The sequence below is a fragment of the Thalassococcus arenae genome (assembly GCF_019104745.1).
Classification (GTDB): domain Bacteria; phylum Pseudomonadota; class Alphaproteobacteria; order Rhodobacterales; family Rhodobacteraceae; genus Thalassococcus_B; species Thalassococcus_B arenae.
Genome location: NZ_JAHRWL010000002.1, coordinates 913,745 through 934,724, shown reverse-complemented (window position 1 = coordinate 934,724; position 20,980 = coordinate 913,745). Strand labels below are relative to the sequence as shown.

Genomic DNA, 20,980 nt, shown 5'->3' with positions numbered 1-20,980 from the left:
TTGCAAGCATTGCCTTGGCGTTAGGCCGCGTGGGGTTTGACAGGACGGAATTCCTGCTAACAAGATCACCAGGACACGCTTGGGAGCTTCACATGCTGGACACCGCCGCCACCCCCATCGCCCGGTTCGAGAAGCTCCGCGTCGAGTTCCAGACCAAGGACGGCGTGGTGACCGGGGTCGAGGACGTCAGTTTCGAGGTCGGACCCGGGGAAACCGTTTGCATCGTTGGCGAATCCGGCTCGGGCAAGTCGGTTTCGTCGCTGTCGCTGATGCGGCTGGTCGAATATGGCGGCGGCGAGATCGCCAATGGCCGGTTGCTGTTCGACCGCAAGGATGGCGACGAACTGGATCTGGCGAAAGCCGGTCCCGACCTGATGCGCACGATTCGCGGCAACGAGATCGGGATGATCTTCCAGGAGCCGATGACCGCGCTGAACCCGGTCTTCACGGTGGGCCGGCAATTGACCGAAGGCCTGCGCGTGCACCGCGGGATGTCGCAGCGCCAGGCCGAGGCGCGGGCGCTGGAATTGATGAACCAGGTGCGCATCCCTGAACCGGAACGCCGGCTCAAGCAATATCCGCACGAACTGTCCGGCGGCATGCGCCAGCGGGTGGTGATCGCGATGGCGCTGGCCTGCAAGCCGCGGCTGCTGATCGCAGACGAACCCACCACGGCGCTGGACGTCACGATCCAGGCGGAAATCCTGGCGCTGATGGACCGGCTCAAGCGCGAGACCGGCACCGCGGTGATGTTCATCACGCATGACATGGCGGTCGTGGCGCAGATGGCAGACCGCGTGGTGGTCATGTTCCGCGGCAACAAGGTCGAAGAAGGGCCGGTCGAGCAGATCTTCGAGAACCCGCAGCACCCCTATACCAAGGCGCTGCTGGCCGCCGTGCCCAAGCTGGGCGAGATGACAGGCAAGGACCTGCCCGAACCGATGCGCCTTCTGGGGCACGAACAGGACGAGATCAAACCGATCCCCGGCACCGACACGCCGCTGCTGAAGGTGGAAAACCTGATCACCCGCTTCCCGGTGCGCGGCGGCTTTTTCCGGCGCCACATCGCCAACGTGCACGCGACCGAGGACGTGTCCTTCACGATCAACAAGGGCCAGACGCTGAGCCTGGTGGGCGAGTCGGGCTGCGGCAAGTCCACCGCGGGCCGGTCGATCCTGCGCCTGGTCGAGCCGCTTTCGGGCAAGATCGACCTGGACGGCACAGACATCATGGCTCTTTCGCAGTCGGAATTGCGCGAAGCCCGGCGCGACATGCAGATGATCTTTCAGGACCCCTTCGCCAGCCTGAACCCGCAGATGCAATTGTGCGACCAGGTGGCCGAACCGATCCACAACTTCAAGACGGCGACCGGCAGTGCCGTGATGGACAAGGTCGCCAACCTGTTCGACCGGGTGGAGTTGCCGCGCAGCTTCATGCGCAGGTTCCCGCACGAACTGTCGGGCGGCCAGCGCCAGCGGATCGCCATCGCCCGCGCCCTGGCGCTGAACCCCAAGCTGATCGTCGCCGACGAAGCGGTGTCGGCGCTGGACGTGTCGGTGCAGGCGCAGGTTCTGAACCTGATGATGGAATTGCAGGCCGATCTGGGGCTGTCCTACCTGTTCATCAGCCATGACATGGCCGTGGTCGAACGGGTCAGCCACAACGTGGGCGTGATGTATCTGGGCCGCATCGTGGAATTGGGGCCGCGCCGATCGGTGTTCGAGAACCCCCAGCATCCCTATACCAAGGCGCTTATGTCGGCCGTGCCGGTGGCCGATCCGCGCCAGCGCAAGTCCGAGAAGGACCTGAATTTCAAGCCGATCCCGTCGCCGATCCATCCCGCCGGCTACGAGCCGGGTCGCTCGGAATATGCCGAGATCGAGCCGGGCCATTTCGTGCTGACTTCCGACAGCGGCTATTGATCCCGTGACCCCGGCGGCAGGGCCTTTGCCGCCGCGCGGCGCGGTGCTGGTGCTGGGCGGCGCGCGGTCGGGCAAGTCGGGATTCGCCGAACGGCTGGCCGGGCAGGGCGACCGGATGCTGATCGCCACGGCGCAGGCGGGCGACGATGAAATGGCCGCCCGCATCGCCCGCCACCGGGCCGACCGCGCAGCGGGCTGGGCGGTGATCGAGGAACCGTTGGCGCTGGAAGACTCGATCGCCGCACAGGCCGCGCCGGGGCGCGTCGTCGTGGCCGATTGCCTGACGCTCTGGTTGTCAAACCTGATGATGGCGGATGCCGATGTTTCCAGCCGTGCCAATGCGTTATGCGCCGCTATTCAGGCGGCACGCGGCCCGGTGATCCTGGTGTCGAACGAGGTCGGCCTGTCCATCGTGCCCGACAATCCGATGGCGCGCGCCTTTCGCGATAATGCCGGGCGGCTGAACCAAGCCGTCGCAACGGTGGCGGCGCAAGTCTATTTCATTGCGGCAGGCCTGCCCCTGGTTCTCAAGACCGAAGCTGGACAGAGCGCGTGATCCGGGTGCAGCCACGCCGTCCGGCAAGGCGCCGGGTGTTTTTCGGCCTGGCGCTGGTCTTGCTTGTGTTGGGCTGCCAGCACGTCCGGCTGAGCGGCGGCGCGTTGCCCGAACGGCCGGCGGATGCGCTGCGTGTGGTCAGCTTCAACGTGCATTACATCGTGCTCGGCCAGGATGAAGGTCGCTGGTCCGAAGGTGACTGGCATCGGCGCAAGCACGCGATGGACGCGGCCTTCAAGGCGCTCGATGCCGATATCGTCGCCTTTCAGGAAATGGAGAGCTTTCGCCGGGGCTCGGACGGTTCGATCAATCTGGCGCGTGACTGGCTGCAGAAGCGCAACCCTGACTATGCCGTGGCGGCGTCTGGCGACTGGCGGGTCTTTCCGTCCACCCAACCGGTGTTTTACCGCCCCGACCGGCTGACGGTGCAGGATCAGGGGTGGTTTTTCTTCTCCGACACGCCCGACGCGATCTATTCGCGCACCTACGACGGCTCGTATCCGGCATTCGCGTCGTGGGTGTCGTTTGCGGGCGATCGGGGACCGTTTCTGCTGGTGAACCTGCACACCGACGCCTTCAGCCGCGACAACCGGCGGCGATCGCTGGCGCTGGTGGCCGAGCGGGCGGTCGCGCTGAACGCCGACGGCCACCCGATGATCGTGCTGGGAGATTTCAACGTGCTGTCCGGCTCACCGCTGCTGGACCCTCTGCGCGCCTTGGGTTTCGACTTTCCCCGCATGGGTCGGACCACCTACCATTTCGACCGTGGCCTGCACCTGTTCGGTGCCATCGATCACGTCGCGGCGGCGGGCCTGCGCGACGATGGCGCGCGTCATGTGCTGCAAAGCCGGTTTGACGGGGTCTGGCCATCGGACCATCATCCCGTCGTGGCCGATTTCCGCTTTGACCCACAGGACCCTTCATGACCGACCGCCTGTCCCCCCGCGCTATCCTGGACCGCCTCGTCGGATTTCCCACCGTCAGCCGCGACACCAACCTGCCGCTGATCGACTGGGTGCAGGACTACCTGTCTGCGCATGGCGTCGAGGTGCACCGCCACGTCAAGCCGGACGATCCCCGCAAGGCCGCCCTTTATGCCCATGTCGGGCCCAGGGTGGATGGCGGCGTGGTGCTGTCGGGCCATACCGACGTGGTGCCCGTGGATGGTCAGGGCTGGACCGTGCCGCCCTTCGAGGTGACCGAAAGGGACGGGCGGCTTTACGGGCGCGGCACGACCGACATGAAGGGGTTCGACGCGCTGGCGATCTGGGCGGCGGTCGAGGCGCAGCAGCGCGGTATTGCCCGCCCGCTGCAACTGGCGCTGAGCTATGACGAGGAAATCGGCTGCGCCGGCGCCCCGCCACTGATCGCCGCCATGGCGGACCTGCCGCGCGCAACCGATGTGATCGTCGGCGAGCCGACCGGCATGCGCGTCGTCACCGGGCACAAGGGCGGCGTGACCTGGTGGGTGCATGTGCATGGCTTTGAAATCCATTCCTCGATGCTGCACAGGGGCGTCAGCGCGATCATGTGGGGCGCCAAGCTGATCGATTGGGCCAATCGGCTGAACGACCAGGCCGCTGCCGCGAAACCGGCCGCGATGGCCGCCCTGTTCGATCCGCCCTATACCAACGCCCATATCGGCCAGATCCGCGGTGGCACCGCGCACAACATCAGCGCCAAGGATTGCGAGTTCGGCTTCGGGTTCCGCGTCGTGCCGGGCGAAACGCTGGACCACTGGCGCGCCCGGTTCGCGGCGCAGGTGGACGGGTTGACCGCGCAGATGCGCGCGGTCCGGCCCGAAGCCTGGATCGAGATCAGCGAAAGCTTTGCCCTGCCGCCCTTCGCACCGACCGAGGCCAACAGCGCCGAGGCCCTGGCCCGCCGCCTGACCGGCGACAATTCCGACAATTTCGTCAGCTACGGCACCGAGGCCAGCCATTTCCAGAGCGCCGGCTATCACGCCGTGGTCTGCGGGCCGGGCGATATCGCCGTTGCCCATCAGCCCGACGAATTCATCACCGTGGCGCAGTTCGAGGCCGGACAGCGTTTCATGGAAAACCTGCTGGACGGTCTGCGGTGACATTCCCGTTCCAGGATTCCGGACCGGTGGCATTCGCCGGACCGTTGCCGGACCGGGCCGACCTTGTCATCATCGGTGGCGGGGTGATCGGCGTGGCCACCGCGCTTTACGCGGCACGGCGCGGGCTTGGCGTGGTGTTGTGCGAAAAGGGCCGGGTCGCGGCCGAACAATCCAGCCGCAACTGGGGCTGGATCCGGGTTCAGGGCCGGGATCTCGACGAGGTGCCCATCGCGCTCGAGGCGCAGCGGCTGTGGCACGACCTGAACGTTGAATGCCGGGGAAGACTGGGGCTACGGGCGGTGGGTGTCAGCTATCTGGCGCGGACCGAGGCGCAATTGGCGCGGTTTTCCGGCTGGCTGGACGCCGCGCGGCCGCTGGGCGTGTCGTCGCGCCTGCTGGACCGCGCCGAAACCCGAACGCTGATGGGCGAGCCGGCCATGCCCTGGATCGGGGCGCTGCACACGCCCACCGATCTCAAGGCCGAGCCGTGGGTGGCGGTGCCGGAACTGGCGCGGCTTGCGCGCGAAGCCGGGGCGACGCTGATCGAACGCTGCGCGGTGCGCAGCCTGGATCGCGCGGCGGGCCGGGTGGCCGGGGTGACGACCGAGGCGGGCCGCATCGCCTGCGACCAGGTCGTTCTTGCGGGCGGCGCCTGGTCGGCGCTGTTCCTGCGCCGCCACGGCATCGACCTGCCGCAATTGTCGGTGCGCGCGACCGCGATGGCCACCGGCCCCTTGCCGCAGATCGTGCCCGGTGCAGGGGTCGATGACCGGCTGGCATTCCGGCCGCGCGACGACGGCGGCTACACGCTGGCGCCGGCGGCCTATTCCGAGCTGTTCCTGGGGCCGGATGCGATGCGCCATGCGCGCCGCTATTTGCCGCTGGCGATGACCGGCGCTTTCGACGTGCATCTGCGCTTGCGCTCGCCGCGCGGTTTTCCCGACGCGTTCACGACCCCCCGGTTCTGGACTGGCGATGAAATCAGCCCGTTCGAGCGGATGCGCATCCTGAACCCCGCGCCCGCCGCCGAAAAGGTCGAGGAGATCCGCCGCCGCTTTGCCCAGGCCTGGCCATCGCTGGGCCGGGTCGATCTGCGGGCCGCCTGGGCCGGCATGATCGATGTGCTGCCCGATGTCGTCCCGGCGGTCGACCGGGTGGCCAAGCTGCCCGGCCTGATCGTCGCCACCGGCATGTGCGGCCACGGCTTCGGCATCGGTCCGGCCTTCGGACGCATCCTGGCCGACATGGCGGCGGGGCAGGCGCCGGATCACGATCTGACGCGTTTTGCCCTGGCGCGCTTTGCAGCGGGAACCAAACTGCGCCCCGGTCCGAACCTGTAATCGGCTCCTCGTGTCTTGACGAACAGGCAGAGGGGGTCCACTTCGGGTGCAGTGCTTGAACACCAAAAGGAGCCGTCCGATGCCCGTCAAGAACCGCCTGGCCGAACTGCATGCCGACATCACCGCCTGGCGCCGCGACATCCACGAACACCCGGAACTGCAATTCGACACCCATCGCACCAGCGCGCTGGTCGCCGAAAAGCTGCGCGCCTTCGGCTGCGACGAGGTGGTCGAAGGGATCGGCCGCACCGGCGTTGTGGGCGTCATCAAGGGCAGACAGACCGGCTCGGGCAAGGTGGTGGGTCTGCGCGCCGACATGGACGCACTGCCGATCGAGGAAGCGACCGGGGTGCCCTATGCCTCCAAGACCGCCGGTGCCATGCATGCCTGCGGCCATGACGGCCACACCGCGATGCTGCTGGGGGCGGCGCAATACCTGGCCGAGACGCGCAATTTCGACGGCACCGCGGTCGTGATCTTCCAACCCGCCGAAGAAGGCGGCGGCGGTGGCCGCGAGATGGTCGATGACGGCATGATGGAGCGTTTCGGCATCCAGGAAGTCTATGGGATGCACAACTGGCCGGGTCGGCCGGTGGGCAGCTTTGCGATCCGGCCCGGCGCCTTCTTTGCCTCGGCCGACCTGCTGGACATCGTGATCGAGGGCAGGGGTGGCCACGCCGCCAAGCCGCATGAAACCGTTGACCCCACCGTCTGCGCCGCCCAGATCGTCACCGCGCTGCAGACCATCGCCAGCCGCAACGCCGACCCGGTCAGCCAGATCGTGGTGTCGATCACCTCGTTCGAGACCTCGTCGACCGCCTTCAACGTGATCCCGCAGCGGGTGCAGCTGCGCGGAACCGTGCGCACGCTCAGCCCCGAAAACCGCGACCTCGCCGAGGACCGGATCAACGCGATCTGCTCGGGCATCGCCGCCGCCTTCGGCGCGACGGCCAAGGTCGACTACAAGCGCAACTATCCGGTCATGGTGAACCATGACGCGCAGACCGAATTCGCGGCCGAAGCGGCCCGCGCCGTGTCGGGCGATTGCGAAGAGGCGCCGCTGGTCATGGGTGGCGAGGATTTCGCCTTCATGCTGGAATCCCGGCCCGGCGCGTATATCCTCGTGGGCAACGGCGATACCGCGCATGTTCATCACCCAGCCTACAATTTCAACGATGACGCGATCCCCGCGGGATGTTCGTGGTGGGCCGAGGTGGTCGAACGGCGCATGCCCGCCACCTGATCCCGGCCGCCCCGGTTCATCGACCGGGGCTTGCCGTGCTCAGCGTCCGCGTTTCTTGTCGGCCATGATGGTTTTCACCATCTTGCCGAACGCCTTGCCGCGCGCCCGGCTTTCGGCGACCGTGGCGCTGTTGTGCGCATCCTCGCGCCTGAGCTTTTCCCACCGCGCCAGCCTGTCGGGATCGAGCGCGCCTTCGGCGACCGCCGCCTGAACCGCGCATCCCGGCTCGGGCCCATGCGCGCAATCGTTGAACCGGCACTGCGCGGCCAGATCCTCGATATCCTCGAAGACCGCCGCGATGCCGTCCTGCGCGTCGGCCATCTGCAATTCCCGCATTCCCGGCGTGTCCACCAGCCAGCCGCGGGCCAGCGTCGGCACCAATGCCCGGAAGGTCGTGGTGTGACGGCCCTTTGCATCGTCCGCGCGGATCGCTTGCGTCGCCTCGGTCTCGCCCGTCAGGGCGTTGCGCAGGGTGGTCTTGCCCACGCCCGAAGAGCCGACCAGCGCCAGCGTCTTGCCGTTCTTGCACCACGCTTCCAGCCGGCGTGCGTCATCTGCGTCCTTGGCGTTCAGCGCGATCACGCTGGCCAGCGGCGACAGTTTCCGCGCCTTGGCGGCATAGTCGGACGGATCGGTCTGGTCGGCCTTGGTCAGCACGATCAGCGGCAATGCGCCCGAGGCGGCGATCAGCGCCAGGTAGCGTTCAAGCCGGGCGATGTTGAAATCGGCGTTGCAACTTGTGACCACGGCGATGGTGTCGACATTGGCGGCGATGCGCTGGCGGTGGGCGTCATGTCCGGCGGCCTTGCGCGCCAGGTCGGTCTGCGGGTCAAGCCGGTGCAGCGCATGGGTGCCATCGTGCAGCACCCAGTCGCCGACGGCGTAGTCTCCGGTGCTGTCGGTCGGAACCAGCGTCAGCGGACCATCGGTGCCGAGCGCCATCAGCCGGTCGCGCTGAACCTGCGTCAGGCGGGCCGGCGTCAGGGCGTCATCCGTCACTTGCCGGGCAAAGAAATCCGACCAGCCCAGGTCGGACAGCGAGAAGTCAGTCATCGTGGGTTTCCCGTTCGAACGTCAAAGGGCCGGCGGCGCGATGGCGCGGCCGGGCAGGGGACGCGGGCAGACACCTCAGCGGTGCGCGGCCCGGAGGGACGAGACAATCTCCATCAATCCTCCGTCGAATGGCTGACCCAGCCTAGGCCCGCGGGCCGGACCGCGCAAGGTGCCCGATCGCCACCCTTGCGGGCGCGGGCGCAGAGGGCTAAGCGGACGCCATGACCAGGTCTGCGAATATCATGTGCATCAAATGGGGCGCGCTGTTCGGCCCCGAATACGTCAACCGGCTGTATTCCGGCGTGCGGCGGCACATGGCGCGGCCGGTGCGGTTCTTCTGCATGACCGAACATGCCGACGGGCTGCACCCGGATATCGAGGTGCTGGACCTGCCGGTCGAAACGTTCGCCGAACCGATGGCCGCTGCGCTGGCGGTCGCCAACCGCCAGGGCGCCATGCGCAAGGTTTCGCTGTTCCGTCCGGGCCTGGTGCCGGATCTCGACGGCCCGGTCCTGGGCTTCGATCTGGACGTCGTGATCACCGGCGCGCTGGACGACATCCACGATCTGGCCCCCGGCACCATCGCCATGCGGCACGATTGGACCGAGAAACGCAAGGGCCGACCCACCGGGCATGGATCGGTCTTCCGCTTTGATCCGGCCCTGCACGGGTTCCTTTACGACGACCTGGCGGCGAACCCGTATGCCGAGGTGGAAAAGGCCCGCGGATCGGAGCAGCGCTATACGTCGCACAAGGCGATGGACAACGGCGTTTTCAAATATATTCCAGATGACTGGGTGGTTTCATTCAAGTATGACTGTAACCCGTTTCCAGGAAACTACCTGCACCCGCCACGCTTGCCCGAACAGGCGCGGGTGGTCTGCTTTCATGGCCGGCCCAAGATGACCGACGCGCTGGAAGGTTATTCCGGGTCGGTGATCCGCTACTCGAAACCCTGCGGCTGGTTGCGCGAACACTGGATCGACCGCGCGCGGGCGGATCTGGGCGGCGACTGGGCCTGAGCCGGTTTGGCCCTGGCGCGCAAGAGCCGGTCGGCGCAGTTCCCGTAACCCGCACACGGCAGACGCCGGCGCTTTTCCGGCAGGTTGCCGCGTTGCACCGCTCTTGCCCCTGCGGCGGCTGTCGCGGTAAGAGCGGGTCAAAGACAGGACGAGGAAAGGGCAGGACATGACGCGACGCGTTGTTGTGACGGGGCTGGGGCTGGTCACGCCTTTGGCAAGCGGGGTTGAAGCGACCTGGAGCCGTCTTCTGGCAGGAGAATCCGGCGCCGGGCCGATCACCAAGTTCGACGCCTCGGAGCTGGCAACCACCTATGCCTGCGAAGTGCCCTACGGTGACGGGACAGACGGCACCTTCAACCCCGACGACTACATGGACAAGAAAGAGCAGCGCAAGGTCGACGAATTCATCCGCTTTGGCATCGCCGCCGCGCATCAGGCAGTGATGGATTCCGGCTGGACGCCCGAGGACGAGGAAAGCCGGCTGCGCACCGGCGTGATGATCGGTTCCGGGATCGGCGGGCTGGATGCCATCGCGCAGACCGCTTATCTGATCCGTGACAAGGGGCCACGGCGGGTATCGCCTTTCTTCATCCCCGGCGCGCTGATCAACCTGATCTCGGGCAACGTGTCGATCCGCTACGGCTTCAAGGGGCCGAACCACGCGGTGGTGACCGCCTGTTCCACTGGCGCCCATGCCATCGGCGATGCCACCCGGCTGATCAAGTACGGCGATGCCGACGTGATGGTCGCCGGCGGCGCGGAAACCGCGATCTGCGAGATCGGCATCGCCGGGTTCAACGCCTGCAAGGCGCTGTCGACCAAGCGCGCCGACGATCCAAAGGCCGCCAGCCGCCCCTATGACGCCGACCGCGATGGCTTTGTCATGGGCGAAGGCGCGGGGGTCGTGGTGCTCGAGGAATACGAGCACGCCAAGGCGCGGGGCGCCAAGATCTATGCCGAGGTTTGCGGCTATGGCCTGTCGGGCGATGCCTATCACATCACCGCACCCTCCGAGGATGGCGAGGGTGGTGAACGCTCGATGCGGGCGGCGATCCGGGATGCGGGGATCACACCGGCCGATATCGACTACATCAACGCCCATGGCACATCGACCATGGCCGACACGATCGAACTGGGCGCCGTCGAGCGTCTGCTGGGCGATGCCGCGTCCAAGGCCACGATGTCATCGACCAAGTCCGCCACCGGCCACCTGCTGGGAGCCGCTGGCGCGATCGAGGCGATCTTTTCGATCCTGGCGATCCGCGACCAGGTGGCGCCGCCGACGATCAACCTGGACAACCCCGCAGTGGAAACGCCGATCGACCTGGCCCCGAAGGTCAAACGCGAACGCGCCATCCGCTATGCGCTGTCCAATTCCTTCGGGTTTGGCGGCACCAACGCGTCCGTGCTGTTCGGCAAGGTGGAGTAGGCGCCGATGTGGCGGAACATCGCGTCGAACGCGCTCAGCTTCCTGGTCGTGCTGGTCTTTCTCGGGGCGGGTGTCCTGATCTGGGGGCAGAACCAGTACACCGTCGAAGGCCCGCTGACCCAGCCGATCTGCCTGCAGGTCGAGCGCGGCGCGACGATGAAGCGCGTGTCGCGCAACCTGGCCGACAGCGGCGCGATTTCCAGTGGTGTCCTGTTCCGGCTGGGTGCCGATTACGCCGACAAGAGCCAGAGCCTGAAGGCCGGCAGCTACCTGGTGCCCGAAGGCGCTTCGATGGCCGAGATCGTCGATATCGTGACCCGCGGCGGGGCCTCGACCTGCGGGACCGAGGTGGTTTATCGCATCGGCGTGACGAACGCGACGGTCCAGGTGCGCGAACTTGACCCGGTTTCGGGCCGCTACGAGGAACGCGCCGAATTCGACCCGGCCGCCGAGGAGGAACCCGAGGAATACAAGGCCGTCCGTCAAGAGGCCGACACCCGCTACCGCATCGCGCTGGCCGAGGGCGTGACCAGCTGGCAGGTGGTGCAGGAACTGGGCCAGATCGGCGTGCTGGAAGGTTCTGTCGAGGTGCCGCCCGAGGGCAGCCTGGCGCCGGACAGCTACGAAATCCGGCCCGGCGACGCGATGGCCGATGTGATCGCGCGGATGCAGGACGCCCAGCAGGTGATCCTTGCGCGCGCCTGGGAAAACCGCGCCGCCGATCTGCCGCTGAATTCGCCCGAAGAGGCGCTGACGCTTGCCTCGATCATCGAAAAGGAAACCGGCAATGCCGAAGAGCGTTTCCTGGTCGCCAGCGTTTTCGTCAACCGCCTGAACCGCGGCATGCGGCTGCAGACCGATCCGACGGTGATCTACGGCATCACAAACGGCGAGGGCGTGCTGGGTCGTGGCCTGCGGCAGTCGGAATTGCGCCGCGAGACGCCCTACAACACCTATGTGATCGACGGTCTGCCGCCGACCCCCATCGCCAATCCCGGTCGCGCCAGCATCGAGGCGGCACTGAACCCCGCCGACACCGATTACGTGTTCTTCGTCGCCAAGACGCTGGACCCGGCCGATGGCCACAACTTTGCCGAGACGCTGGACGAGCATAACGCCAACGTCGCCGCCTATCGGGCGCTTGAGCGGGCGAACCAGTAGAACCAGTAGGGTGACCCCGTCCCGGGCTTTTCGTCGGACATCGTGTTCCGGCGAGCCGGCCGCGTTTCTGTTTCAGGCGTGAACCGCGTGGTCCTATGCGCTGAAGCGTGACAAGGCATCGACCAGCGTCGTGTAGTGTCCGCGCCCGGAGGCCGGGCGCAACGTGGCATCGGGCAGGGCCTGTGCCAGAGCCTCGGCCATGGCGAAGGGGGCCCAGCGGTCCGCTGTGCCATGGACCAGCGTGACCGGGGCGGCAACGCGTGGCAAGTGGCCGGCCCACGGCCGGACATAGGCGGCGAGTTCCCTCAGATAGGCATCGCGGTTGTCGCCGAGCCCCTCGGCTAGGCTGCGTTTCAGCACGGCCATCTGTGCGGGGTCGCGGAACAAGGATCGGTCTGCCGGGTCGGCGCCATTTATCAGCAGCCGTGCGAACAGGCCGGGAGACATCCGCGCCAGGACGGATTGCACCCGGGTCAGCGCCGCAAGTCGGTCATGCGAGCGGGCAGCACGGAACACGGCGGCGCCGGCCATATGGGGCAGGAAGTCGCCCAGTTCCAAGGGCGCGGCAGCCGAGATCAGCGTGACCCGCTTCACCTTGTCGGGCGCCAGCGCCGCCAGTCGAAGCGCGCAAGCCGCACCCAGCGAGAAGCCGACAAGGTGCACGGGCCCGTCCGGTAGGCGCAGGGCCAGTTGCGCAAAACTGGGTGCGCTGCGGTCGAACACCTGCATCTGCACGCATCCGAGCATCAACTCCGCCGCCGATCCGGGCAGTCCGTGCAGATAAAGCGGCGTCACGGCAACCCGAGTTCGCGCTGCTTCTTCCTGCTCAAGTTGCCGGCGACGATCCGGTACGACGTCTCGATCCGGTCGCGCAATTCGTCCTCGGGCACCGCGTCATCGTCGATCAGCACCCACGAGCGGTGGAAATAGGGTGCACGGGCAGCGCGGCCCATGTCGATCAGCAGGGCGGCGTCTTCGATCGAGGGGGTCTTGACCGACACGCCCTTTTGCACCGCGCCGATGCAGACAAACATCTTGCCGCCCACCTTCCACGCGTCATGCCCGCCGCCCCAGGGGTCGGAGCATTCGGCGCCAGGCAGGGCGGCGCAGATCGCATTCACGGTATCGCGGCTCATGCCGTCAGGATGCCTGCGACGGCGGGTGGCGGCAAGGGGCCGTGCCGGTGCGCCGCTTGTGGCCCGGGCTATGCGGGTGCTTTTCTTTCCTGTTGACCTCAGGTGAACTTGAGGAATTAGCCTGCTCCGGAATCAACCCGGAAAAGGAACGCCTCATGCCCGCCAGACTGGAACATGTGAACATCGCCGTGCCGGACCCTGACGCGACGGCTTCTATCCTGCAAACCCTGTTCGGCTGGCATATCCGTTGGTCGGGCGCGTCGATGCAGGGCTATTCGGTGCATGTCGGCACCGATGACGATTACGTCGCGCTTTATGCGCCCGGCCACGACATGGCACCGCCGGCAAAACGCTATCGCCATTGGGGCGGGCTGAACCATATCGGCGTGGTCGTCGACGATCTGGATGCCGCCGAGGCGCGGGTCAAAAAGGCCGGGTTCAAACCCGCCAGCCACGCCGATTACGAACCGGGCAAGCGGTTCTATTTCGATGGCCCCGACGGGGTGGAATACGAGGTGGTCAGCTATTCCTGACCGACCGGTGCGGCGCTTGGCCCTGTTCAGGCGCCGCGATCCGTGGTATTTGACGCGCATGAAGACGACCGCGATCACCTGTATCTGCATTATCACCTGACACGGTCGGGACCTCCCGGCCATTTGGCGGGACGGTCTTCTATTTCCTTCGAGAGATGAAGTTGCTAAGCCCGCCGCGACCCCGCGAAAGGCAAGGGCTTATGGACATCTTTCTCACCAATACCCGGACCCGCAAGAAAGAGCGTTTCGTCCCGCTCGATCCGTCCAACGTGCGGATGTATGTCTGCGGTCCGACGGTGTATGACCGCGCGCATCTGGGCAATGCCCGTCCCGTGCTGGTCTTCGACGTGCTCTACCGGCTCTTGCGCCATGTCTATGGGCCCGATCACGTGACTTACGTGCGCAATTTCACCGATGTGGACGACCGCATCAACGAAACCGCGCTGAAACGGCGTCAGGCGGGGGCGGAAGGGTCGCTGGAGGCGCTGATCGCGCAGCGTTCGGACGAGACTATCGGCTGGTATCACGCCGACATGGACGCGCTTGGCGCGCTGCGGCCCACGCACGAGCCGCGCGCCACGGCCTATATCGGCGAAATGGTGGCGATGATCGCCGACCTGATCGACCGCGGTCACGCCTACGAGGCCGAGGGCCACGTGCTGTTCGCGGTCGAAAGCTATGCCGAATATGGCAGGCTGTCGGGCCGGTCGGTCGATGACATGATCGCCGGCGCACGGGTCGAGGTCGCGCCTTTCAAGCGCAACCCGATGGATTTCGTGTTGTGGAAGCCGTCCGATGACGACCTGCCCGGATGGGACAGCCCCTGGGGCCGCGGGCGGCCGGGCTGGCACATCGAATGCTCGGCCATGGCGCATGAGTTGCTGGGCGATGCCTTCGACATCCACGGCGGCGGTAACGACCTGATGTTTCCGCACCACGAGAACGAGATCGCCCAGTCGAAATGCGCCGGCCACGGCTTTGCCCAGGTCTGGATGCACAACGAGATGCTGCAGGTCGAGGGCAAGAAGATGTCCAAGTCCCTGGGCAACTTCTTTACCGTCCGCGATCTGCTGGACCGGGGCGTGCCGGGCGAGGTGATCCGCTTTGTCATGCTGAGCACGCATTACCGCAAGCCGATGGATTGGACCGAGAAGAAGCGTGGCGAGGCTGAGGCCGAACTGCGACGTTGGCGTCGCTTCGTTAAAGTCGCCGAAGGCGATCCTTCGTCTAGCCCCGCCGCGCCTGTTGTTGACGCGCTTTGCGACGATTTGAATACCGCAGGTGCAATTACCGCTTTGAGAGAGTTGTTCAAGTCCTCCGACCCATACACGTTCAAACAGTCAGCCAACCTACTGGGGTTGCTATCTGACAACCTGGGCGGTTGGTTCGACGGAAAGGCATCAGCTTCGGCTGAAGAATTGATTGAGTACGCGCTTGCCATGCGTTCGGAGGCCAAAGCAGCGAAGGATTTCGAAAGAGCAGACGCTTTCAGGAGTTTGTTGGTCAGAGCCGGGGTGGTCGTGAAAGACACACCAACTGGACCAGAATGGGAATTGGGCCCGAATTTCGACCAAAAGCTATTGGAGGATTCGTTGTGATAGGTCTCCGGTCCCTTGTTGCTGCCCGGTGGCACACCGGGCCGCGCCCAACCCTCCCCCGGGGAGGGCGCACATGTTGGCCGACCGAACCGAACCAATGTGTTGCATGTGACGATCCCTCACAGACCTCTGAAGTGGTGCCCTCCCAGGGTCGGGCGCGGCCCTTATCGCTCGGGGGGTATCTCGCATGACCCGCGAACGCCTTTCCCTTTACGACACCACCCTGCGCGACGGGCAGCAGACCCATGGCGTGCAGTTCTCGACCCCGGAAAAGCTGCGCATCGCCAAGGCGCTGGATGATCTCGGCATCGACTATATCGAAGGCGGCTGGCCCGGCGCCAATCCAACCGACAGCGCCTTTTTCACCGAAGTGCCCGGAACCCGCGCCACCATGACCGCCTTTGGCATGACCAAGCGGGCCGGGCGCAGCGCCGAGAACGACGACGTTCTGGCCGCGGTTCTGGACGCCGACACGCCGGCCGTCTGCCTGGTCGGCAAGACGCATGATTTCCACGTCGCCACCGCGCTTGGCATCACGCTGGACGAAAACCTCGAGGCGATCGGCGCGTCGATGGCGCATGTCGCCGCGAAGGGCCGCGAGGCGCTGTTCGACGCCGAACACTTCTTCGACGGCTACAAGGCCAATCCCAATTACGCCGTGACCTGCCTGAAAACCGCGCTCGAGGCCGGCGCGCGATGGGTCGTGCTGTGCGACACCAATGGCGGCACCCTGCCGGGCGAGATCGGGCGCATTGTGGCCGAGGTGATCGCGGCGGGCATCCCGGGCGACCACGTGGGCATCCACACCCACAACGACACCGAAACCGCCGTGGCCGGATCGCTGGCCGCAGTGTTGGCGGGCGCGCGGCAGATCCAGGGCACGCTGAACGGGTTGGGCGAACGCTGCGGCAACGCATCGCTGACCTCGCTGATCCCGACGCTGCTGCTCAAGGAACCTTTCGCCAGCCGGTTCGAGACCGGCATCGCGCGCGATGCGCTGGAGGGCCTGACCCGCACCGCCCGGATGCTGGACGACATCCTGAACCGCGTGCCGCTGAAACAGCAGCCCTATGTCGGATCGTCGGCCTTTGCCCACAAGGCCGGGCTGCATGCCAGCGCGATCCTCAAGGACCCCGCAACCTACGAACATATCGACCCCGCCGCCGTCGGCAACCGCCGCATCATTCCGATGTCGAACCAGGCCGGCTTGTCGAACCTGCGCAAGCGCCTGGCCGAGGCGGGGCTGGAGGTCGAGGACAAGAACCCCGCGCTGCCGCGCATCCTGGAACGGATCAAGACGCGCGAGGCCGAGGGCTACAGCTACGACACCGCGCAGGCCAGTTTCGAGCTGCTGGCGCGCGAGGAACTGGGCCTGTTGCCGGATTTCTTCGAGGTCAAGCGCTACCGCGTCACTGTCGAGCGTCGCAAGAACAAGCGCGACCGGATGGTTTCGCTGTCCGAGGCGGTCGTGGTCATCAAGATGGACGGCGAAAAACGCATGTCGGTCAGCGATTCGATGGACGAGGACGGCAGCGACCGCGGCCCGGTCAACGCGCTGGCCAAGGCGCTGGCCAAGGATCTGGGCCGCTATCAGGAACAGATCGACGATATGCGCCTGGTGGATTTCAAGGTGCGCATCACCCAGGGCGGGACCGAGGCGGTGACCCGCGTCATCATCGACAGCGAGGACGGCAAGGGCCGGCTGTGGTCCACCGTGGGCGTCAGTGCCAACATCGTGGACGCGTCGTTCGAGGCGCTGCTGGACGCGGTGCGCTGGAAGCTGATCCGCGACGGGCAGGGCGCATGACCCCGCGCGAGGCCTTTCTGACCGTGCATGCCGGGATACCGCGGCAGGGGCCCGGCACCCCCGAAGACGTGCTCTGGGCGCTGGAACGGCTGGGTATTTCCGGCGAGGTTTCGGTCTGCGATGCCGGGTGCGGACCGGGGGCGGATTGCCTGACACTGGCCACCGCCTTGCCCGAGGCACGGATCGAAGGTGTCGAAGCCTTGCCGCATCTGGCCGAGGAAGCCCGCGCGCGCTTGTCACACCTGCCGCATGTGCGAATCCGGCAAAAGGACATGGAAGCCTTGTCCGGGCCCTATGACCTGATCTGGTGCGCCGGCGCGCTTTACTTCCTTGGCGTGACCGAAGGCTTGCGGCGCTGGTGCGATGCGCTGGCGCCAGGCGGCGCGGTGGCGTTTTCCGAACCCGTGCTGCTGCCCGGCGAGGTGCCGCAGATCGTACGCGATTTCTGGGCGGAATACCCTGCCATCACCGATCTGGACGGAATCGTCGCGCGGATAGAGGCGGCAGGCTATGCGGTGGTCGACCATCGGTTGATCGTGGGTGCGGGCTGGGAGGCGTATTACACGCCGATGAAGGCGCACATCGCTGCGTTGCGTGCGCAAGACCCCGGTCCCGACCTGATCGCTGCTCTGGACGCCGCGGCGCATGAGATCGCGCAATGGGAAGCCGCGCCGGATCATATTGCTTACGCGCTGATGTTGGTGCGTCCGGCATGAGTCTGGACGACGACACCATCGCCTGCGCGCGGATCGTCGAAAAGGGCGACCCCGACCGCTTCGCGGCGGCGATGGCCGCGCCGGTCGCGGCGCGTGCGGTGCTGTTTCCGATCTATGCTTTCAACGTCGAGGTGGCGCGCGCTCCCTGGGTGACGGAAGAGTCACTGATCGCCGAGATGCGCCTGCAATGGTGGGCCGACGCGCTGGACGAGATCATCACGGGCGGCCCCGTGCGCCGCCACGAGGTGGTGACGCCTTTGGCCCGGGTGGTCGATGCGGCCACGGCCGGGGTGCTGAAACAGAATATCGACGCGCGCCGCCGCGACGCAAGGCGCGAACCGATCGCGTCCTTGTCCGACCTGCGCGCCTATCTGGACGACACCGGCGGGGTGTTGATGTGGGCCGCGACACGCGCTCTGGACGGCAGCGCCGAAGGCACGGAGGGCGAACCGCGCGCCCGCGAAATCGGTGGTGCGCTGGCGCTGGCCAATTACCTTCTGGCGGTGCCAGCCTTTCTGAAACGCGGGATCAACCCGCTGCCGGAAATGACCGAGGACGCCTTTGCCGCGCTGCTGAAATCCGCGCTGGTCGATGTGGCGCGGGCGGGCAGCGCCGGCTCGTCCCGCGCGCTTCGCATCGCGGCTCTTTCGGCGTGGCGGGCGCCACGGATCTTGCGCCGCGCATTGCGCGATCCGGCGGCGGTGCCCGAGGGGCGGTTGAACGAATCCGAAATCCTGCGCCGCGCGTCGCTGTTATGGGCAGCCGCGCGCGTCTGAACGCTCAGGCATGCGCGTCGCGCGGCCGCAGCATCAACCAGATCAGCGCGCCACCGGCCAGCACCAGAAACGGCGCCATGGCAAGGTTGACCGCGGTCCAGCCCTGTTCCGCTGTCCCGCCCGAGCAGTTCATCAGCCCGCCGGACGCCAGCGAGGCAAACGTCACGCCGCCGAAGACCAGCAAATCGTTCAACCCCTGCATCCGGCCGCGTTCATGCGGTTCGTGCGCCGCGGCCAGCATCGTCGTGGCGCCGATGAAGCCGAAATTCCAGCCCAGCCCAAGCAGGATCAACGCGATGAAGAAATGCTCGAGCTCCACTCCCGAAAGCGCCACCGCGCCGGCGCCGGCCAGGATCAACAGGCCGGCCGCGACGATCCTTTCGACGCCGAAACGTGCGATCAGGTGCCCGGTAAAGAAGCTGGGCGCGAACATCGCCAGGACATGTGCGGTGACGACGTCGGCTGCGTCACCGGTGTCGAAGCCGCAGCCCACGACCGCAAGGGGCGTAGAGGTCATCACCAGGTTCATCAGCGCATAGGCCACCATGGCGCAGATCACCGCCACGGCGATGCGCGGGGTGGTCAGCAACTCCCACCGCGTGCGCCCGCGCGGCGCGTCGACCGACGGCACCGGCGGCTTGGGGATGTCGAGAAACAGGAACAACAGCGCGCCAGCCAGGTTGACGGCGATCACCGCCGCATAGGTGCCGATGAAGGGGATCACGTAGGCATCCGCCGTCAGCTTGACCAGCTGCGGGCCGATGATCGCCGAGGCCAGCCCGCCGGCCATGACGTAGGAAATCGCCTTGGGCCGGTATTCGTCCGACGCGGTATCGGCCGCGGCAAAGCGATAGAAACCCTGTGCCGACATGTAGATCCCGGTTAGGAACGACCCCGCGAGAAACACCGGAAACGAGGCAAGATACAGCCCGTAGGCACCGACCAGACCGCCCAGGGCACCGCCCATCGCACCCACGAAAAAACCCGCTTTTCGGCCAAAGCGTTGCATGAACCAGCTCAGCGGCGTGGCCGACAACATCGAGCCCAGCACGATCAGCGAAATCGGCAGGGTGGCGAAACAGATATTAGACGCCAGCGATTGCCCGGCCAACCCGCCGATGGTGAAGATCATCGGCATCTGCGCGCCCAGGATCGCCTGCGCGGCGACCAGAACGGCGACATTGCGCTTGGCGCGGATATCGGAGGTATCGGTCATGGAACCGTGGCTAATCGGCGGCACGGCGCACGGCAAGAGCGATACCGATTTTGGCCAGTGACGTTTTGTTGCAGGCGGGATAGCAACGGGGCATGAGTATCGGCCGGATCATCGAAACCGACGCCTGCGTGGCGGAAGGCGCCGCCTGGCTTGCCGCCCAGGACGCGCGTTTCGCCGCCGCCTTGCGCGACACCGGCCCTTTGCCGCTGCGCCGGCGCCCGGACGGCTTCGCACAACTGCTCAGCGCGATCGTCAGCCAGCAGGTCAGCGTCGCCTCGGCCCGCGCGATCTGGGCGAAACTGCAAGCGGCCGGCATGACCGCACCGGCAGCGATCCTCGCGGCCAGCGACGACGATTTGCGCGGGCTCGGCCTCAGCCGTCAGAAGGCGGCTTACGCCCGCGCCCTGACCGAGGCGGGCATCGACTATGCCGCGCTGCGCCACACGCCGACCGAGGACGTGATCGCGACGCTGGTCGCAATCAAGGGCATCGGCATCTGGACCGCCGAGATCTACGCCATGTTCAGCCTGGGCCGTGCGGATGTCTTCGCCCCCGGCGACCTGGCCTTGCAGGAAGGCGCACGGATGCTGTTCGAATTGCCTGATCGCCCGAAAGAACGCGCCCTGCGCGACATGGCCCGCGCCTGGAGCCCATGGAGATCGGTTGCAGCCCGCACGCTCTGGGCATACTACCATATCGTCAAACAACGAGAGGGCATCGCATGACGCGGGTTCTGACAGCGCGCAGAAAAGAACCGGTATCGGGCGAGAAACGCTCGTGCGTGGTTTTCCTGCATGGCTACGGCGCAAACGGCAAGGACTTGATGGGCCTGGCCGATCCGCTGGGCGAACACATGCCGGACACGTTGTTCGTCGCTCCCGATGCGCCGGAAGCCTGCGCCGGCGTCCCCAACGGCTTTCAGTGGTTTCCCATTCCCTGGATCGACGGCTCGTCCGAGGAAGAGGCGATGGCCGGCATGGCGCGCGCCGTGGACGACCTGAACGCCTTTCTCGATGCCTTGATGGTCGATCAGGACCTGCTGCCGGAACAGGTGGTGTTGTTCGGTTTTTCCCAGGGTTCGATGATGAGCCTGCATGTCGCGCCCCGGCGCGAGGATGCCGTCGCGGGCATCGTCGCGTTTTCCGGCCGCCTGGTGTCTCCGGAAACGCTCAAGGACGAGGTCAGGGTCCGCCCGCCGGTCCTGCTGGTGCACGGCGATCAGGACGACGTCGTGCCGCCGCAATCGCTGCCGGCGGCCGCCGAGGCACTGCAGGAAGCCGGCTGGAAAGAAGTCTACGCCCACGTGATGAAGGGCACCGGCCACGGCATCGACACGGAAGGTTTGTCCGTATCGCTGGCGTTCATGCGGGAAAAGTGCGGGTTCTGAGG

20 protein-coding genes are annotated in these 20,980 nt (G+C 66.4%); 16 read left to right on the top strand and 4 right to left on the bottom strand.

The annotated features are described in order from the left end of the window. The first annotated feature begins 92 nt into the window (after positions 1 to 92). From KUH32_RS15890 to KUH32_RS15865, 6 genes are all read left to right on the top strand, one after another. Positions 93 to 1,922, top strand: a complete 1,830-nt coding sequence (locus KUH32_RS15890; protein ID WP_217779573.1) for an ABC transporter ATP-binding protein — start codon at positions 93 to 95, stop codon at positions 1,920 to 1,922. Positions 1,923 to 1,926: 4 nt separating this feature from the next. Beyond that, positions 1,927 to 2,478 carry a bifunctional adenosylcobinamide kinase/adenosylcobinamide-phosphate guanylyltransferase gene (gene cobU, locus KUH32_RS15885; protein WP_348541132.1) on the top strand — a complete coding sequence of 184 codons (552 nt, stop codon included), beginning with the start codon at positions 1,927 to 1,929 and terminating at the stop codon, positions 2,476 to 2,478. Further along, a complete protein-coding gene (locus tag KUH32_RS15880; RefSeq protein WP_348541131.1) occupies positions 2,475 to 3,404 on the top strand; it encodes an endonuclease/exonuclease/phosphatase family protein in 930 nt (309 codons plus the stop codon). Before cobU ends, KUH32_RS15880 begins: the two co-directional genes overlap by 4 nt. Continuing rightward, complete coding sequence (gene argE, locus KUH32_RS15875; protein ID WP_217779572.1) at positions 3,401 to 4,561, top strand: acetylornithine deacetylase; 1,161 nt, start codon at positions 3,401 to 3,403, stop codon at positions 4,559 to 4,561. Before KUH32_RS15880 ends, argE begins: the two co-directional genes overlap by 4 nt. After that, positions 4,558 to 5,901 carry an NAD(P)/FAD-dependent oxidoreductase gene (locus KUH32_RS15870; RefSeq protein ID WP_217779571.1) on the top strand — a complete coding sequence of 448 codons (1,344 nt, stop codon included), beginning with the start codon at positions 4,558 to 4,560 and terminating at the stop codon, positions 5,899 to 5,901. Before argE ends, KUH32_RS15870 begins: the two co-directional genes overlap by 4 nt. Positions 5,902 to 5,980: 79 nt before the next feature. Beyond that, complete coding sequence (locus tag KUH32_RS15865) at positions 5,981 to 7,144, top strand: M20 aminoacylase family protein (RefSeq protein ID WP_217779570.1); 1,164 nt, start codon at positions 5,981 to 5,983, stop codon at positions 7,142 to 7,144. A 39-nt stretch (positions 7,145 to 7,183) separates the two neighbouring features. Here KUH32_RS15865 and rsgA read toward each other — a convergent pair whose 3' ends face one another. Further along, entirely contained in the window at positions 7,184 to 8,197 is a 1,014-nt protein-coding gene (rsgA, locus tag KUH32_RS15860) for a ribosome small subunit-dependent GTPase A (protein WP_217779569.1), read from the bottom strand. 221 nt (positions 8,198 to 8,418) lie between these two features. On the opposite strand from rsgA, the gene KUH32_RS15855 reads away from it, so the two are divergent. The 3 genes from KUH32_RS15855 to mltG all read left to right on the top strand — a co-directional run bounded on the left by KUH32_RS15855 (position 8,419) and on the right by mltG (position 11,809). Further along, positions 8,419 to 9,219, top strand: coding sequence for a glycosyl transferase (locus KUH32_RS15855; protein WP_217779568.1), 801 nt, complete (start codon positions 8,419 to 8,421; stop codon positions 9,217 to 9,219). A 166-nt stretch (positions 9,220 to 9,385) separates the two neighbouring features. Beyond that, positions 9,386 to 10,648 carry a beta-ketoacyl-ACP synthase II gene (gene fabF / locus KUH32_RS15850; protein ID WP_217779567.1) on the top strand — a complete coding sequence of 421 codons (1,263 nt, stop codon included), beginning with the start codon at positions 9,386 to 9,388 and terminating at the stop codon, positions 10,646 to 10,648. Between the two features lie 6 nt (positions 10,649 to 10,654). Continuing rightward, positions 10,655 to 11,809 (top strand): endolytic transglycosylase MltG, encoded by a 1,155-nt coding sequence (gene mltG, locus KUH32_RS15845; protein ID WP_217779566.1) that lies wholly within the window; start codon positions 10,655 to 10,657, stop codon positions 11,807 to 11,809. 93 nt (positions 11,810 to 11,902) lie between these two features. Here mltG and KUH32_RS15840 read toward each other — a convergent pair whose 3' ends face one another. Together KUH32_RS15840 and KUH32_RS15835 are read right to left on the bottom strand one after the other, a co-directional pair. Beyond that, the gene (locus KUH32_RS15840; protein ID WP_217779565.1) at positions 11,903 to 12,604 is read right to left on the bottom strand and encodes an alpha/beta fold hydrolase; all 702 of its coding nucleotides are present in this window, start codon (positions 12,602 to 12,604) and stop codon (positions 11,903 to 11,905) included. After that, entirely contained in the window at positions 12,601 to 12,945 is a 345-nt protein-coding gene (locus tag KUH32_RS15835) for an MmcQ/YjbR family DNA-binding protein (RefSeq protein WP_217779564.1), read from the bottom strand. The genes KUH32_RS15840 and KUH32_RS15835 overlap by 4 nt, the downstream gene beginning before the upstream one ends. Positions 12,946 to 13,100: 155 nt before the next feature. On the opposite strand from KUH32_RS15835, the gene KUH32_RS15830 reads away from it, so the two are divergent. From KUH32_RS15830 to KUH32_RS15810, 5 genes are all read left to right on the top strand, one after another. After that, positions 13,101 to 13,478, top strand: coding sequence for a VOC family protein (locus tag KUH32_RS15830; RefSeq protein WP_217779563.1), 378 nt, complete (start codon positions 13,101 to 13,103; stop codon positions 13,476 to 13,478). Positions 13,479 to 13,678: 200 nt separating this feature from the next. Next, positions 13,679 to 15,076: a cysteine--tRNA ligase gene (gene cysS / locus KUH32_RS15825; protein ID WP_217779562.1), complete on the top strand. Its 1,398-nt coding sequence runs from the start codon at positions 13,679 to 13,681 to the stop codon at positions 15,074 to 15,076. Positions 15,077 to 15,263: 187 nt separating this feature from the next. Continuing rightward, positions 15,264 to 16,883: a citramalate synthase gene (gene cimA / locus KUH32_RS15820; protein ID WP_217779561.1), complete on the top strand. Its 1,620-nt coding sequence runs from the start codon at positions 15,264 to 15,266 to the stop codon at positions 16,881 to 16,883. Further along, entirely contained in the window at positions 16,880 to 17,599 is a 720-nt protein-coding gene (locus KUH32_RS15815; RefSeq protein WP_217779560.1) for a class I SAM-dependent methyltransferase, read from the top strand. The genes cimA and KUH32_RS15815 overlap by 4 nt, the downstream gene beginning before the upstream one ends. Next, positions 17,596 to 18,375, top strand: a complete 780-nt coding sequence (locus KUH32_RS15810; protein WP_217779559.1) for a squalene/phytoene synthase family protein — start codon at positions 17,596 to 17,598, stop codon at positions 18,373 to 18,375. Before KUH32_RS15815 ends, KUH32_RS15810 begins: the two co-directional genes overlap by 4 nt. A 4-nt stretch (positions 18,376 to 18,379) precedes the next feature. Here KUH32_RS15810 and KUH32_RS15805 read toward each other — a convergent pair whose 3' ends face one another. Beyond that, positions 18,380 to 19,591, bottom strand: coding sequence for an MFS transporter (locus KUH32_RS15805; RefSeq protein ID WP_217779558.1), 1,212 nt, complete (start codon positions 19,589 to 19,591; stop codon positions 18,380 to 18,382). Between the two features lie 92 nt (positions 19,592 to 19,683). Here KUH32_RS15805 and KUH32_RS15800 point away from each other — a divergent pair, with 92 nt between their 5' ends. Both KUH32_RS15800 and KUH32_RS15795 read left to right on the top strand, forming a co-directional pair. Next, the gene (locus tag KUH32_RS15800) at positions 19,684 to 20,316 is read left to right on the top strand and encodes a DNA-3-methyladenine glycosylase family protein (RefSeq protein ID WP_217779557.1); all 633 of its coding nucleotides are present in this window, start codon (positions 19,684 to 19,686) and stop codon (positions 20,314 to 20,316) included. Continuing rightward, complete coding sequence (locus KUH32_RS15795) at positions 20,313 to 20,978, top strand: alpha/beta hydrolase (RefSeq protein ID WP_217779556.1); 666 nt, start codon at positions 20,313 to 20,315, stop codon at positions 20,976 to 20,978. The genes KUH32_RS15800 and KUH32_RS15795 overlap by 4 nt, the downstream gene beginning before the upstream one ends. Positions 20,979 to 20,980 lie beyond the last annotated feature (2 nt).